At 67.3% G+C, this 13,762-nt stretch carries 11 protein-coding genes; 2 read left to right on the forward strand and 9 right to left on the reverse strand.

Annotated elements, in window-relative coordinates; genetic code table 11:
- Position 1: 1 nt before the first annotated feature.
- On the reverse strand, positions 2-1,834 hold the full coding sequence (locus tag BN2503_RS15025; RefSeq protein ID WP_054257460.1) for an ABCB family ABC transporter ATP-binding protein/permease: 1,833 nt from the start codon (positions 1,832-1,834) through the stop codon (positions 2-4).
- A 42-nt stretch (positions 1,835-1,876) separates the two neighbouring features.
- Here BN2503_RS15025 and BN2503_RS15030 point away from each other — a divergent pair, with 42 nt between their 5' ends.
- Complete coding sequence (locus BN2503_RS15030; RefSeq protein ID WP_054257470.1) at positions 1,877-2,320, forward strand: acyl-CoA thioesterase; 444 nt, start codon at positions 1,877-1,879, stop codon at positions 2,318-2,320.
- Between the two features lie 114 nt (positions 2,321-2,434).
- Here BN2503_RS15030 and BN2503_RS15035 read toward each other — a convergent pair whose 3' ends face one another.
- Genes BN2503_RS15035 through BN2503_RS15045 form a run of 3 tightly spaced genes read right to left on the reverse strand, consistent with a single transcriptional unit; the run spans position 2,435 to position 6,034 of the window.
- Positions 2,435-4,813, reverse strand: a complete 2,379-nt coding sequence (locus tag BN2503_RS15035) for a TonB-dependent receptor plug domain-containing protein (RefSeq protein WP_082366628.1) — start codon at positions 4,811-4,813, stop codon at positions 2,435-2,437.
- Entirely contained in the window at positions 4,810-5,358 is a 549-nt protein-coding gene (locus BN2503_RS15040) for a YfiR family protein (RefSeq protein ID WP_082366629.1), read from the reverse strand. The genes BN2503_RS15035 and BN2503_RS15040 overlap by 4 nt, the downstream gene beginning before the upstream one ends.
- The gene (locus tag BN2503_RS15045; protein WP_139235416.1) at positions 5,351-6,034 is read right to left on the reverse strand and encodes a GGDEF domain-containing protein; all 684 of its coding nucleotides are present in this window, start codon (positions 6,032-6,034) and stop codon (positions 5,351-5,353) included. The genes BN2503_RS15040 and BN2503_RS15045 overlap by 8 nt, the downstream gene beginning before the upstream one ends.
- A gap of 108 nt (positions 6,035-6,142) precedes the next feature.
- Between BN2503_RS15045 and BN2503_RS15050 the strand changes: the two genes are divergently transcribed.
- Positions 6,143-6,373 (forward strand): hypothetical protein, encoded by a 231-nt coding sequence (locus BN2503_RS15050; protein ID WP_054257464.1) that lies wholly within the window; start codon positions 6,143-6,145, stop codon positions 6,371-6,373.
- Between the two features lie 6 nt (positions 6,374-6,379).
- Here BN2503_RS15050 and BN2503_RS15055 read toward each other — a convergent pair whose 3' ends face one another.
- The 5 genes from BN2503_RS15055 to BN2503_RS15070 form a co-directional block, all read right to left on the reverse strand.
- The gene (locus tag BN2503_RS15055) at positions 6,380-7,393 is read right to left on the reverse strand and encodes a class I SAM-dependent methyltransferase (protein ID WP_054257465.1); all 1,014 of its coding nucleotides are present in this window, start codon (positions 7,391-7,393) and stop codon (positions 6,380-6,382) included.
- Complete coding sequence (locus tag BN2503_RS19530) at positions 7,311-7,559, reverse strand: Com family DNA-binding transcriptional regulator (protein ID WP_082366630.1); 249 nt, start codon at positions 7,557-7,559, stop codon at positions 7,311-7,313. The genes BN2503_RS15055 and BN2503_RS19530 overlap by 83 nt, the downstream gene beginning before the upstream one ends.
- 144 nt (positions 7,560-7,703) lie before the next feature.
- Entirely contained in the window at positions 7,704-8,288 is a 585-nt protein-coding gene (locus BN2503_RS15060) for a hypothetical protein (protein ID WP_139235415.1), read from the reverse strand.
- Positions 8,289-8,431: 143 nt separating this feature from the next.
- Positions 8,432-10,060, reverse strand: coding sequence for a carboxypeptidase-like regulatory domain-containing protein (locus BN2503_RS15065; protein WP_054257467.1), 1,629 nt, complete (start codon positions 10,058-10,060; stop codon positions 8,432-8,434).
- A complete protein-coding gene (locus tag BN2503_RS15070; protein ID WP_139235414.1) occupies positions 10,057-13,332 on the reverse strand; it encodes a discoidin domain-containing protein in 3,276 nt (1,091 codons plus the stop codon). Before BN2503_RS15070 ends, BN2503_RS15065 begins: the two co-directional genes overlap by 4 nt.
- Between the last annotated feature and the right edge of the window lie 430 nt (positions 13,333-13,762).

The raw sequence follows: 13,762 nt of genomic DNA on the forward strand, positions 1-13,762 counted from the left end.
GCTAGTGCACATTTTGACCATCACTCTGCTGCAGCGCCCACATGCGCGCATAGTGCCCGCCCGCCGCCAGCAGCTGCGCATGCGTGCCGCGTTCGACGATGCGCCCGGCCTCCATGACCAGGATTTCGTGTGCATCCACCACGGTGGAAAGGCGGTGGGCGATGACCAGCGTGGTCTTGCCCTGGGCCACCTGGCGCAATTCGGCCTGGATGGCCCGCTCGTTGGCCGAGTCGAGCGCACTGGTGGCCTCGTCGAAGATCAGGATGGGCGGGTTCTTCAGCAGCGTGCGCGCGATGGCCACGCGCTGCTTCTCGCCGCCCGAGAGCTTCAGGCCACGCTCGCCCACCATGGTGGCGTAGCCCTTGGGCGTGGCGGCGATGAAACCATGGATATGTGCCGCACGCGCTGCCTGCTCCACCTCGGCCTGCGTGGCGTCGGGCCGGCCATAGGCAATGTTGTAGGCCACGGTGTCGTTGAACAGCACCGTGTCCTGGGGCACGATGCCGATGGCGCGGCGCAGAGACTGCTGCGTCACGGCGCGGATGTCCTGCCCGGCAATGGTGACGCGCCCCTGTTGGATGTCGTAGAAGCGAAACAGCAGGCGCGACAGCGTGCTCTTGCCCGCGCCCGAGGGGCCGACCACGGCCACCGTCTTGCCGGCCGGGATGTCAAAGCTCACGCCCTGCAGGATGGGGCGGCTCGGGTCGTAGGCGAAGTGCACGTCCTCGAAGCGCACGGTGGGCTGGTCCAGCCCCGCCAGGTCCACCGCGCCAGGGGCGTCGGCCACCTCGCGCTCCTTGTCCATGAGCGTGAACATCTTGTCCAGGTCGGTCAGGCTCTGCTTGATCTCGCGGTAGATCACGCCAAGGAAGTTCAGCGGGATGTAGATCTGGATCATGAAGGCGTTGACCATGACCAGATCGCCCAGCGTCATGCGCCCGTCGGCCACGCCCTGCGTGGCGCGCCAGAGCATCGCCACCAGCCCGACGGCGATGATGAGCTGCTGGCCCGTGTTGAGCATGGACAGCGTGCTCTGGCTCTTGAGGCGTGCGCGGCGCAGCCGCTCCAGGCTCTCGTCGTAGCGCCGCGCCTCAAACTGCTCGTTGTTGAAGTATTTGACGGTCTCGTAGTTGAGCAGCGAGTCCACCGCCTTGGTGTGCGCAGCCGAGTCGAACTCGTTGGCCTCGCGCCGGAACTGCGTGCGCCATTCGGTCACCAGCACGGTGTAGGTGATGTACAGCGCCAGCGCGGCCAGCGTGATGCCGGCGAACCAGGCGTCGAACTTCGTCGCCAGGATGACAAGCACCAACGCCACCTCGATCAGCGTGGCGAAGATGTTGAACAGCGTGAACGACACCAGCGACTCGATGCCGCGCACGCCGCGCTCAATGTCGCGCGTCATGCCGCCGGTCTGGCGCTCCAGATGAAAGCGCAGGCTTAGCGAGTGCAGGTGCTCGAAGGTCTGCAGCGCAATGCTGCGCGCCGCGCCGTGCGTGGCCTTGGCGAACACCAGTTCGCGCAGCTCGGTGAACAGCGAGGTCGAGAGGCGCAGCAGGCCGTAGGCCAGCAGCAGGCCCACCGGCACCACCAGCAGCGCGGTGGTGCCGCCGGGCGGCACATCCATGGTGTCCACGAGCTGCTTGAGCAGCAGCGGCACGCTGACGTTGGCGAGCTTGGCCCCGAGCATGAAAGCGATGGCTGCGACCACGCGCCACTTGTACGTCCACAGATAGGGCAGCAGGCGCGCCAGCGTGGCGCCGTCGGAGCGCGGCGGCGCAGAGGAGGCGGGTGAAGCAGGGTTTTGCGGGGGGGCGTATTCGCCTTGGCGGCGCATGGGAGAAAATCCGGGAGATCAGCAGAACCAATGATTGTGCCCATGTCCCAGCCCGCAGCGCGCCCCACGTCCGAATTGCCCGCCAACAAGGAGCTGGTGATGAAAGTCATTCCCATGCCCGCCGACACGAATGCCAACGGCGACATCTTTGGCGGCTGGGTGATGGCGCAGGTCGATCTGGCCGGCGCGGTGCTGCCGGCGCGCGTGGTGCAGGGGCGCATGGCCACGGTGGCGGTGAAGGAGTTCATCTTCAAGCAGCCCGTGCGCGTGGGCGACATTTTGTCGTTCTATTCCAGCGTGGTGCGCCTGGGCCGTACCTCGGTCACGGTGGACGTGGAGGTGTATGCCGAGCGCTTCGGCGCACAAGGCCGTTATGCGAAGGTGACCGAAGCACTGCTGACCTATGTGGCCATCGACGCCAATGGCAAGCCCCGGCCGATTCCGCCGCAGCCCGCGTCAGACCCCCTGCCCGCAGGCGCAGCCTGAGCCCAAGGCGGCACCAAACGCTCTTTTTTCAATAGCTGCTAGCGCTTTCATGGAAAGGCTTAGCGGTCCATTTTCCTCAAAATCGGTGATCCGACAGGCGTGCCAGCAGGCACGCTAGAACCGCACGCCCAGGCGCACGTAGTAGGCTGCGCCGTTGTAGCCGAAGGGCGCGTACTGCGAGTACGGGATGATTTTGCCCGCGCCCGTTAGTGCATCGTCGGTTGCACCCCATTGGGCAGGGCGGGCATTGAGCACGTTGGTGCCGCCCACTGTCAGGGTGGTGTTCTTGTTCCAGTGGTAGGAGAACTGCGCGTCCAGCGTCCAGCGGGCGCCAAAGGTCACCTCGGTAGCGCCGTAGGTACTGGCGTAGCTGCCGAAGCGGCTGAGGTTGAATGCCAGGTCATAGCGGGGCGTGCTGTACTGCGTCCAGAGCTTGAAGGCGCTGCGGGGCTGGCCTGACTCCATCGTCACCCGGGTATAGGGGTCGAGGATCAGGTCGGTCATGTCCACCCCAAGCACCGCAGGCGCGCGGTTGACCTGCGTGATGCGCGTGGCTGCGTGCTGGAAGGCCGCGCTCACATGCCAGCGCCGGCCCTGTGGTAGCTCCTGCTTGTAGTCCAGCCGCAGATCCAGGCCGCGCGTACGCGTGCCCACGGCGTTGGTGAAGTAGGTCGCGCCGTCCACATGGTTCTGCTGCAGGATGGCCTGGGCCTGCGGGCTGAGCTGCGCCAGATTCCACCCGGCGATGTAGCCGGTGGCCATGATGCGGTCGCTAATGTCGGTGACGAAACCGTCCACGCTGGCGGTGAGCTGGGGCGTCGGCTGCCAGACCGCCCCCAGGGTGAAGTGCCGTGAGTTTTCGGGCTTCAGGTCTGTGGCGCCCAAGGCACGCGCCACCGGGTGATCGACGCCATAGCTGCCGTATTGCAGGATGTCGTCGCCATCGCGCACCATGGCGGTGGAGGTGAAATGCGACTGCGCCAGCGACGGGGCGCGAAAGCCGCTGCTGACGCTGGTGCGCAGCAGCCAGTGCTCCGCCGGCCGCAGGCGCAGGGCCAGCTTGCCGTTGAGGGTGCTGCCGAAGTCGCTGTAGCGCTCGGCCCGTGTGGCGGCGTTCAGCACCAGCTGCGGTGCCAGTGCGTATTTCAGGTCAAGGTACAGAGCGTGGCTGCGGCGCCAGGCATTGGCCTCGTTTTCGGGAGCGAAGCCGCCGAAGCCCTGTGCGCCGGGGTACCAGGCTGAATCGGCGCCCAGCTGCCAGGACGCTGGCTCGCCCTGGCGGATGCGGTAGTTCTCCACCCGGTATTCGTAGCCGCCCGAGAGGGTGTGCGGCCCGAAGTTGCGGCGCAGGTCGGCGCTGATGGTGTGCTGGGCCAGCGAGGTGGCGCCGCTGTCGAACGCCGTGGGCGAACTGACCCCCAGGGAACGGTTGAGCGAGTTCGCCACGTAGAAGTGGAAGTCGTTGAAGCCGCCGGTGTAGGCCAGATCCCATTCGGTCCCGCTGTCCGACGTGCCCTTGGCGCCCAGCGTGGTAGCAAAGTCCGTGATCCGCGGCTCAATGCGCGGCAGGAATCCCTGCGGGTAAATCTGCGGCAGGTTCCGCTCGTCGTCAGCACGCCGGAAAAAGGCGCCTGCACTGCTGTTGCGCCGGTTGACGTGGCCATGGGCGTACAGGCTGGTGTCGCCGCGCGGCACTTCGGCGCTCCATGCCAGCACGGCGTCCTGCGTATCGGCATCGCCAAAGTGCGTGTTGATGCGGCCACCGTCAAGTGCATCCGGGCCGGCGCGGTTCGTGGCGCCCCGGTCACGCAGTTCGGCCGTCAGGTTAATGAAGCCGTCGCCCGCCAGCGGCGTGCTGTGAAACACTGCCGCCTGGCGCTGCAGGCCATCCCCAGCCGTCGTGCGGCCCCAGCCCAGTTGGGCCTGGCTGGCATGCCCATAGCCTTTGAGCACGATATTGATGATGCCCGCGATGGCATCGGAGCCGTACTGCGCCGCGGCGCCGTCGCGCAGCACCTCGACCCGCTCGACTGCCAGCAACGGGATGGTGTTCAGGTCCGCGCCGGAGCTGCCGCGGCCGATGGTGCCATTGGTGTGCAGCAGGGCACTTTGGTGCAGGCGCTTACCGTTCACCAGCACCAGCACCTGGTCCGGGTTGAGCGAGCGCAGCGTGAAAGGCGGCGCATGATCCGTACCGTCCGCTATGGAGGGACGGGGGTAATTGAAGCCCGGGACGAGCGCCGCCAACGCCTGCGCCAGCCCGCCTGGGCCCACGGACTGCAGTTGCTCCGCGGTATAGACATCGGTAGGAACGATGGCATCGAGCGCACTGTGCGTGCCGTCGCGCGAACCCACGTCAGCCTGCGGAGGAATCTGCACGCGCACCAGCTCATCCAGCGGCAATTCGTACCAATCATTCCTCGGGGCCGGCGGGTCGGCCAGGGCGGCGGCGCAGGCAGTCCACAAGGGCAGGAGACACAGGAGTCGCTTCATGGCTGGCTTCTCCGCAGCACGGTGGCAATGGACAACAGCGGTGCGCCAATGTGCAGCCCAGTTTTCACGGCAGCGTCGTAGTTGATCTTGATCTGCACGTTCTGCTCAACAAAGGTGATCTGGATGATCCCACCCTGCTCGGCGAAGCCCTTGGCATCGCCGATGCTCAGGATGCCGTGGCTTTGTGCATAAGCGATGGCGGCCTGACGGGCGGCCACGGTGGGCAAGGCCACGAAGAGCACCTGCGGCGTGCCGATGTCCTCGATGCGGGCCACGGTGCGGATATGCACCGGCTTGCCCTGGATGAGCTTGTCCGCATACAGCGCCGCCAGCTGCTCGCCCAATGGGTGCGCGCCGAGCACGGTGATATCGAACGCGGATGCCTCCTGCCGAGGCCACTGCACATAGCTGGCAAAGCGCCCCAGGTAGACGGCCTTGAGCTGCAGCTGGGTGTTGGCGGCGTAAGACAGCGGTGCGTGCCACGCAGCGCCCCACAGCCACACCCCTGCGGCCAATCCCCGGAACAACCGCCACATGTCACGCATGCACAACCCGGTTACGCCCTGCCTGCTTGGCCCGGTACAAGGCCTGGTCGGCCAGCTCGATCAGCTGCATTGCCGTCGCGTGGGAGCCCGCACCGGCATAGACCCCCACGCTGACCGTGGTGCGCAGCGTCTGGCCACCGGCCAAGCGGTACACACGGCTTGCCACGGCTGCGCGAATGCGCTCCGCCATGTCGACCGTGGCAGACAGGTCGGCCCCCTCGCACAGCACCAGGAACTCCTCGCCGCCAAACCGCGCCGCCAGGTCGTACGCGCGGACGTTTGCTTGCAGGATGTGCGCAATGTCCCGCAGTACCTGGTCGCCCGCTGGGTGCCCGTAGGTGTCGTTCACCTGTTTGAAGTGGTCGACATCGAGCAGCATGACCCCCATTGCCCCCCCCAGGCGCTGGGCGCGGGTCAACATGGTCTGAAGAGACTCTAGCGCGTGGCCACGGTTGGCCAGGCCGGTCAGCGTATCGGTGGTGGCCAACTGGCTCAGTTTTTCATCGCGCACGCGAATTTCCTGCAGCATGGCGTTGAAGCCCCGGTACAGCTCGCCAAACTCGTCTTGGTGGTGTGTGGCGAGTACGGTGGTGTAGTCCTTGCTGAGCCCGATGCGGCGCATGCTGAAGCGCGGCGCGATAAATCCAGCCGCATCAGCGCGATAAATTAAAGCCACGGGACTTTCTGAGCAGGAAACAAATTTGCAATAACGGCGCGCCGTCAGCACCGTCAGCAAAACTCCTGACTCGCACTTTGCGGGGCCTCAACCTAGAGTCTGACCGCAATGACCGCTCCCCAATCCAAATCATCCCTCGTGCGCGAACACATGGCCGCTGGCCGCTGGGCCGAGGCCGTCCGGCTAGCCGCATCGTTCCCTCGCCTGGACAAGCACCGCACGGCCATCCTTGACGCCCGCACGGCCTACACGAACCCGCGCTGGCTCGCCCAGCTCGGCATTGACCCCGAGACCGCCAAGGAAGCCGGGCACGCCGCCCTGCGCGAGCGCTTCGCCTGAGCGGTATCAGCGCACCGCCCCGCAGGCAGCCGTGGCGCGCCGAGCGTCGCCCTTGACGAACACCAGCACCTGCTGGTGCGTCCGGCCCAGCTTGCGAGACACCTCAAACGCCTTGCCCGCCCGGATCGGCAGCGAACCGGCCGACGTGACTAGGATGGCTTCGTTGTAGAGCTGAGCACCAGCATCCCGGAAGGCTGCGATGGTGTCGCCCACGAAGCCGCGCTGCAGGCCCTTGGTGTCCCGGAAGTCGCCGACCACGAAACAGGCGAAGCGGTCGGGCCGCAGCAGGGCCACGGACTCCTTGATGATCTGGCGGTAGGTCTGCAGGAAGCGGGGATAGCGCATGGTTGAAAGATCGGCCTCGTCGTCGCTATAGCGTTCCAGGTTGCCGTAGGGCGGACAGGAAAACAGCAAGTCGGCCTGCACCTCGGGCAGCGCCTGGCGCACCGTCAGCGCGTCGCCCTGCACCCAGCGCGGCGGGGGCATGCCAGGCTGGCCCAGTGCGGCCCACTGCGCGCGGTTGGCCTGCACCTGCTCGGCGCGCAAGTCAACGCCTGCATAGGCCCGGCCCGTGGCCGCTGCGACGATACCGCGCACGCTGCCGCCTGCGAAGGGGTCGAGCACCAGATGGCCCGGCGCAGAAAACCAGCGGTACACCAGCTCGCACAGCACCGGGTCGAACACGCTGGTGCCCTGGTGCCGGATCTTGTCCGGGTGGGCCTGGGCGAACTCGGCCCAGGTCGCCTTGCGGCCAAGGGCCGCCTCGTAGGCGTTCTTGGCCGCGTAGGTTGCGGGTGGCTGCGCCGAGGTGGGGTACAGCAGGCGGTCACTGCGGCCCAGCTCGGACTGGATGCCGATCGCCAGCCAGGCCGCTTTGCGGTCGCGCCACCAGCCCGTGCGTGCATCCAGCAGCGAGAACGGCACTGCAAGGAAGCGGTCAGCCAGGGAGGGATTGCGCCCGTCGCTGGGGATCGTGTCCGGGCCGGGCGGGGTGAATATGGGAAAAGTTGCTTTCGTCATTCGAGCGTTTCAAAGGTTGGACGCTCGGCTGGCGTTCTGACAAAGAGGCGCTCGTAGCGCTCTGGAACTGATTCAGCGTCCCACAGCGGGGGCACTTGATAGCGAGGCGAGCGAAGATGCCTTCGCCCAGTTTGCGGCCACATGCGCCGCACCTTATTTCTTCCATTGCAAGCCTATTTCCTGTTGCGAAAATGGTAGGCTCGACGCGCTCTCGCGAGAGTGGCGGGTCTTGCCTGACTTGCAGGGCACTTCTGCGGGTCGGGGGCTTGGCCTGGTGTTACAGCACCCGGCCAGGTCGCCCGTCTTTTATCTACCAGCCAACACGCCGGGCAATGAAGCGAAGGGCACCAACTGCGACGCCATCAACCAGCGCGGTTGCAGTCAGCGTGTCGGCATCGTCATTGCCGCCGCCATAAAGTACGGGGTATACAAGCACCTGACATCCAACGGCCCGGGCGACGTGTCCACTGCGTGATACAGCATCTCCCCAGCCCGTTTGCCCGCTTGTGTCGTCACCGCCGCTGCCCTCATCCGCCGTCGAATCCCAGTCAAGCTGCCAGCCCACGCGCTCGGCGGATACGCCTACGATGATGCCGACATAGCACGTTGACAACGGCATCCTGAACAAATCATCAGACACACTGACCTGGCTATTGATCAGCTCGCAACGCCAACCCGGTCCCGCCATCGGTAGCGGCACACCATCGGACTCCTGACTCTTCCAGGGTGTGCCCGTCCAGCCGGTTGTAATCCAAGGCTGCCGCTCCCAAATGCCGCCGTATTTGTGTGCAATGTGCACCAGCCCGTCATCACTGTCTTTGACCTCAAAAACCACATCCCCAGCTTCGTCCCCGCGCAATATTTGCGCCGCAAGGGCCTCGTCCGGCGTGTTCACCCATGACAGTTCTGGCGCAACGGGCATAACCGGCGCTGCTGGTGCAGCAGGTGCAACACTCCTGCGCACCTGCACCGCCACCTCGACACGCTGGCCCGGCACCTGCTGCACCGGCCGTGCCGCAAAAAACCGTCTGCGCTGCATCACACCACCACCTCGACTTCCGAGGCCGGGTAGCCCTGCGCCTCGATCAGCAGCACATGCCGCCCGCGCTGCACCGGGAACGACGCGCGCCCGGCGCTGTCGGCGATGCGCGAGGCGCCGCCGTCCAGCGTGATCTTGGCCCCGGCCAGCGGCCGTCCCTGCTCGTCGCGCGCCGTGAAGATGATCTCGCCGTTGGCGACTTCAACCGTCACGCCCGGCTGGATCACAGGGTCGAACGCCGTCGAAAGCGTGGTCGTTTCGATCTCGGGCACAGGCCCCACGGGCGCCTCCACCGCGCAGGCCAGGCCCGCCGCCGACAAGTCCAGCTCGGCGCTCACCAGCCGGTGGCGGCCAGAAATCGGCGAGAGCGGGTGCGCGATGTCTACCCAGCCGCCAGTGGCCACGTCCGCGAAACTGTGCTGCCAGGTCACGCGCCAGCGCGGCCGGGCCAGCCAGCCCAGCACGCGCTGGCCCAGTTCCTCGGCCTGGCGCGGCGTGCGCAGCCAGGGCGCGGGCCACTCCAGCTCCAGCAAGCCGAAGTCCTTCACCGCCTCGGGCGCCTGGAGCTGTATAGCGCGCCGGTAGCGCTGCGCCGCATGGTCGTAGTCGTAGAGCACGCGCACGGCCGTATGCAGCCCGGCCGCCGTGGTGCTGGCCTGCAGGCCCTGGGCCGTCAGCTTGTCCACGCGCAGCGCGGGCGCCGCGTCGTCGGGCAGCGGCGGCCAGGTGATCGCAACGCCTGGCATCGCCGCCGCCCAGGCGCCGCCGCAGGACTGCAGCAGCCCATCGACGGCCGCCCGGATGCTGATGCTGTTGTCCGCCAGCAGGCCGCCCAGCACGATGTGCGCGGTCTCGGTGCGGTAGTCGTCCAGGTCGGCCCACTGCACCGGGGCGCGCGCCAGGTTCGCCAGCACGTCGTGCAGGATCTCGGCCGGAGTTTGCAGCAGCCGCCCGGTGTCCGGGTGCATGCGCCCGCGCAGGCGCACCGCCAGGCGCTCGCCCTCGGCCAGCGGCATCGCCAGCTCGACAAACGCCACGGCGCGGCCTGTGCTGTCCACGCCGTTGTAGAAGGCCCAGGCATCCGTGGCAACGTCGTCGCGCTTGACTTCATCGACTCCTTGAACCGGGTGGTCGGCCAGGAAGAACACGCGCTGGTCGTCGCTGTACTGGATCGGCGTCAGCGTCACATGGCCCCAGGCCCAGGGCAGCACCTTCACGTCGCGCCATCCGCCCCACACGGCACTGGTGCGCAGCGGCACGTTGTCCGACAGCGGCCGGTCGGCCCCGGCCTCCAGGCTCATGCGCACCTCGCCGCCGAGCTGCAGGCCCACGGCGATGCCGTCGAACAGCACGCCCGCCTGCGTCGCCACGCGCACGGCGCGGCGCACCGGCGGGCATTGGCCCCACAGCCGGGTCAACTGGCCGCCCGCGTTGTCCAGCGTGGCGTCCATGTTGCTCACGGGGGCGGCGGCAATGCCCGGGATGGACAACGGCCGCTGAATGCTCGACAGGCCCGCCAGCAGCGGCAGCGTCATGCCGTCCCGGCCGGGCGGCGCGGCGCTGCCCGGCCGCACCAGGTTGACCTGGCCGCCATCGGCCCCGGCGTCGATCTCAAGCCACGGCGTCATGCGAACACGGGCTCCAGGTCCAGCGCGCCGGACATGAGCCGCCACGCCTCGTTATCCGGCTGGTAGGCGTGTATGTCGCTGATCTGCAGCGCATCGGCGCTCCAGCGCACCAGCGATGCGTCGGCCGCGTGCATGTGGTGCGGCACGAACAGCAGCGGCTCATCGTGCTCCTGCGCCCAGTCGCCCAGGCCCAGCAGCGCAGCCACGTCAGGCTCCAGCAAAGCGTCTTCCCAGGCGAGCTTCCACCCTGTCCCTGCACCTGCGTAGAGCGCGGCGGCATTCGGGCCGTTGCCGCGCGTGGAGGCCCAGCGGCGCAGGCGGTCGCAGGAGCTGGCGTGGTTCTCGGTGGCCAGGGGCTGGCCGCACCAGATCCAGCCGATGCTGCCGCCCGGTGCGTTGGTGACCGAGAGCCGCACGAAGCGCGCGGCCATGAACAGGTGGAACACGGCCACGCTTACCGGCCGCGTGACATCGAGGGCGAGCGGCGCAGACCATACCGCGCCATCCTGCGACACCTCGGCGGCCACGGCCGCGCCGCCTGGCAACTGGTAGCGCGCCAGGGCAATGGCCCCGATCTGCTGCACCGCGCCGAGGTCGATCTCCATCGACGCGCTGCTGCCCTCCCAGCCCCAGGCCGTGGCCTGCGCGTTCTGCACATGGCTGGCCGCCCACGGCTGGTGCACCGCGAAGGCGTAGGCATCCCCCGGAACGAAGGACGGCGCCGCCCCCGCCTCAAACACCACCTGCATGCCATCGGCCAGCGCCGCCTGGCCGCCCGGGGGGATGTCGGCCAGGGCAGACCAGGTGCCGCCGCCCTGCCGCCAACGGAACTGCCCAGCCTCGACCGCGAAGGTGAACGCATCGCCGAGCTGGAACGGGATGCCGCCCAGTGCGAGCCGCAGCGCCACCCCGGCCTGGTCGTACATGGGCGCGGGCGTGCCGTCCGTAGGCACGATGTAGTCGGGCAGCGGCCCGGTGCCGCTGCCCAGCACGCGCCAGGTCTGCACGTCCGTGCCGTCGATGCCCCCGGTCAGCCAGGCCGCGCCCGCGCCGATGGTCTGCAGGATGGCTTCATCGCCGACGCGGTAGGGCCGCTCGCTGTCAACCGACTCGATCCGCAGCGTGATCGAGTCGCCGATCTTGAGGTGGCTCTCGCACGCCACGGCCAGGCCAAAGCCGAACTCGCGCGTGGAGTACGGCTTGCCGTCAGCATCGCGGCGGCTTGAGATATACGGTTTGTTCGTGAATGCGGGCAGGTAGTAGCCATCGGTATCGACCCACCAGAAGGGGTCTTCGTGGTCAATCCAGCACCCGCCCGCGTCTGTGGTGCTGGAATCAGATTTTGGGACGATGCCCGCCAGGGTGCGGCAGTAGTCCATGCGCGCGGTGTAACGGCGCAGGAGCTGGACCCGATCCGCGTCGCCAGTTGTGGGAGATAAGTCTCCTGCCGCGCCAAGACAGGCATAGTCTGCCCAACCGCTACCGTGCTGAACTCTGAAATTGTTGCCGCTTTCATCCCACTCAGGGGATGCCGGATCAACCCAGTTTTCGTCGCCGGGGGAAACGCCGGAACCATTACTCGCATACGCACACACAAAGAGCTTGCCGCTCACCGGGTTCAGCCACACGCTGTTAGGTTTGGCCTGGAGCATCGTGCGCTCAAACGGCTCTTTGCCGCCCAGCGCCAGCAGCACCGCCATATCCGCCACCATCGCCGCATAAGCCGTATCCCACTCGGCCAGCGCGGGCGTGGACTCGTAAATCTCCCCCAGCGCGAGCGCAAAAGCCCCCGCGATGGCATCGGCAAAATCCATATCCACCTTGGAATACGCCGGATTGAGCTGCACCGCCGTATTGCTGGCAGCAAATGTAGAGCGCCACTGGTACAGCGGCGCCAGGCGCATTTGATGCGCCGGATCGAGTGGCATGTCGTCACCTCCTAAACCAAGACATTTATCTGAAACCTTGATAGGCGCCACCTTGCGGCAGTCGCACTGCGCTGGCGGGCGTTTGACGTAGCGGAACGTGACAGTGAGCGGGCGGGCGTTGATGCCCAGCTTCACCGGCCGCAGGCACGCGCTGGGCGTCACTTCGCCCTTGTCTTCGTCCCGCCCCACGGGTGACCACACCACACCCCACTGGCCGCTGCCAACGGCCGCAGGGTTAACTGCGGGGATCGTGAAAAGCGCTGCGTTGCTTGCATACGGCACGCCCGTGGTCGCCCCGGCCAACACGCCAGACACGTCGCCCGACACGCTCCAGCGTTCCTTGCCCACCACGTCCGCGTTGATACAGCGCACCGTCAACGTCTGCGTGGGTGCCTGGTCTGGAACGGTCACATCACGCAGCGCCACCCGGCCCGCCATCGCCATGAGCCACGCGCTGGTGCGCAGCGGCACGTCGATGGCCGCTTGCCCGCCGCTGGTGCGGTCTGCGGCCACTACGCCCGCCACCTCCACCAGCGCCGAGGCGGCCAGTGCGGTCAGCAGGTCATAAAACGTGACGATTGCGGCCTGTGCCGGGGTGGCTTGCGTGTCCCCGAAAGTCTCTGTGGTCACCCCATCGCTTACGGTAACGACATAGCCTCCCGTTACGCTGTAGACCGCCGTGCTTGCGGGCACGTCGCGCTGCAGCGCGGGCGAGAGGCCGAACTGCCAGGCGCCATCCTTGAACTTGCGCCAGGGCCGGTACACCTGGGGGTCGAAGCCAAACGCGATGCGCGGGCTTGCCGCGTCGAGCTCGTCCTTGGGTGACAGCGGCAGGCCGCCGAAGTCCCACTGCGGCCCGGTCTGCGTGGCCGTGCTTGTGCTCCAGGGCGCGAGCAGCGCCCAGGCCGTGGCCGTGCGCGTGAGGGCGGGCTGCACTGTGATGTGCAAGGCATTGCCGCCGCTGCCCGGCGCGCGGGCGCGGATGCGCACCTCGCGCACGTCCAGGCCCGCCGTGGCCGTCTCAATGCCCAGGTCGGCCAGCGTGATGGTGAATTCCTGCAGCGCGGCGGCGGCGTCCACGCTTTGCACCGTGAGCTGTCCATTGCCCACGCCCACGAATTGCGGCACCGAGGCGCGCGGAACGCCCCCGGCCGAGACGATCTCTACATCGACGCTTGCCGCTTCGTGGCCCGTGTAGCTGCCCGCCAGGCGCACTCGGCCGCCGCCCGTGCGGCGCGCGGACACCCGCTCAATCGCCGTACTCGCGCGCACACTGCTGGCCGCCAGGGTTGCGGTACGGGCGAGGTTGTCACGGCCGGAGAGATAGCGCTGTACGGAGGGCATGCAGCGACTGTGCCGCTACACGCCTTCGCGCAGTGATGAAAACGCTTTAAAACTCAGCGCGCGAGCTGGGCGATGCGGCGCAGCTCGGGTTCGATCAAGCGGGCGAGCTTGACTGGGTCGTTGATACCGTTGGCGTGCAGCGTGATTTGCACAGGCGGGCGCTGCTGCATGTCGCCCGGCACCGGACCGCGCGCACCGCCGCCCGTGTCCTCGGCCGTGCGGCCGCCACCATCGGATACCCTGCTGCCGCCGCTGCGGCCGCCGCCTTTCTTCTGGTTCTTCGCGCGATCTGGGGGAAGTAGTGGTTGACGGTTCTGAGGTTGGTAGATTGGCAGTCGCCAAACAAACCGATCCCCTTCCTCTTCCCCGTCATGCGCGATGCTATGTTGGGCGTGGTCTTCTGGGAAGGCCGCCTCGTCGATTCATGCCA

The sequence above is a fragment of the Paenacidovorax caeni genome (assembly GCF_001298675.1).
In the GTDB taxonomy this organism is placed as follows: Bacteria; Pseudomonadota; Gammaproteobacteria; order Burkholderiales; family Burkholderiaceae_C; genus Paenacidovorax; species Paenacidovorax caeni.

Bases quoted from the DNA above. Each gene is read 5' to 3' on its own strand.
- BN2503_RS15025 (WP_054257460.1), bottom strand. From the start codon at position 1,834: ATGCGCCGCCAAGGCGAATACGCCCCCCCGCAAAACCCTGCTTCACCC.
- BN2503_RS15030 (WP_054257470.1), top strand. From the start codon at position 1,877: ATGTCCCAGCCCGCAGCGCGCCCCACGTCCGAATTGCCCGCCAACAAG.
- BN2503_RS15035 (WP_082366628.1), bottom strand. From the start codon at position 4,813: ATGAAGCGACTCCTGTGTCTCCTGCCCTTGTGGACTGCCTGCGCCGCC.
- BN2503_RS15040 (WP_082366629.1), bottom strand. From the start codon at position 5,358: ATGCGTGACATGTGGCGGTTGTTCCGGGGATTGGCCGCAGGGGTGTGG.
- BN2503_RS15050 (WP_054257464.1), top strand. From the start codon at position 6,143: ATGACCGCTCCCCAATCCAAATCATCCCTCGTGCGCGAACACATGGCC.
- BN2503_RS15055 (WP_054257465.1), bottom strand. From the start codon at position 7,393: ATGACGAAAGCAACTTTTCCCATATTCACCCCGCCCGGCCCGGACACG.
- BN2503_RS19530 (WP_082366630.1), bottom strand. From the start codon at position 7,559: ATGGAAGAAATAAGGTGCGGCGCATGTGGCCGCAAACTGGGCGAAGGC.
- BN2503_RS15065 (WP_054257467.1), bottom strand. From the start codon at position 10,060: ATGACGCCGTGGCTTGAGATCGACGCCGGGGCCGATGGCGGCCAGGTC.
- BN2503_RS15070 (WP_139235414.1), bottom strand. From the start codon at position 13,332: ATGCCCTCCGTACAGCGCTATCTCTCCGGCCGTGACAACCTCGCCCGT.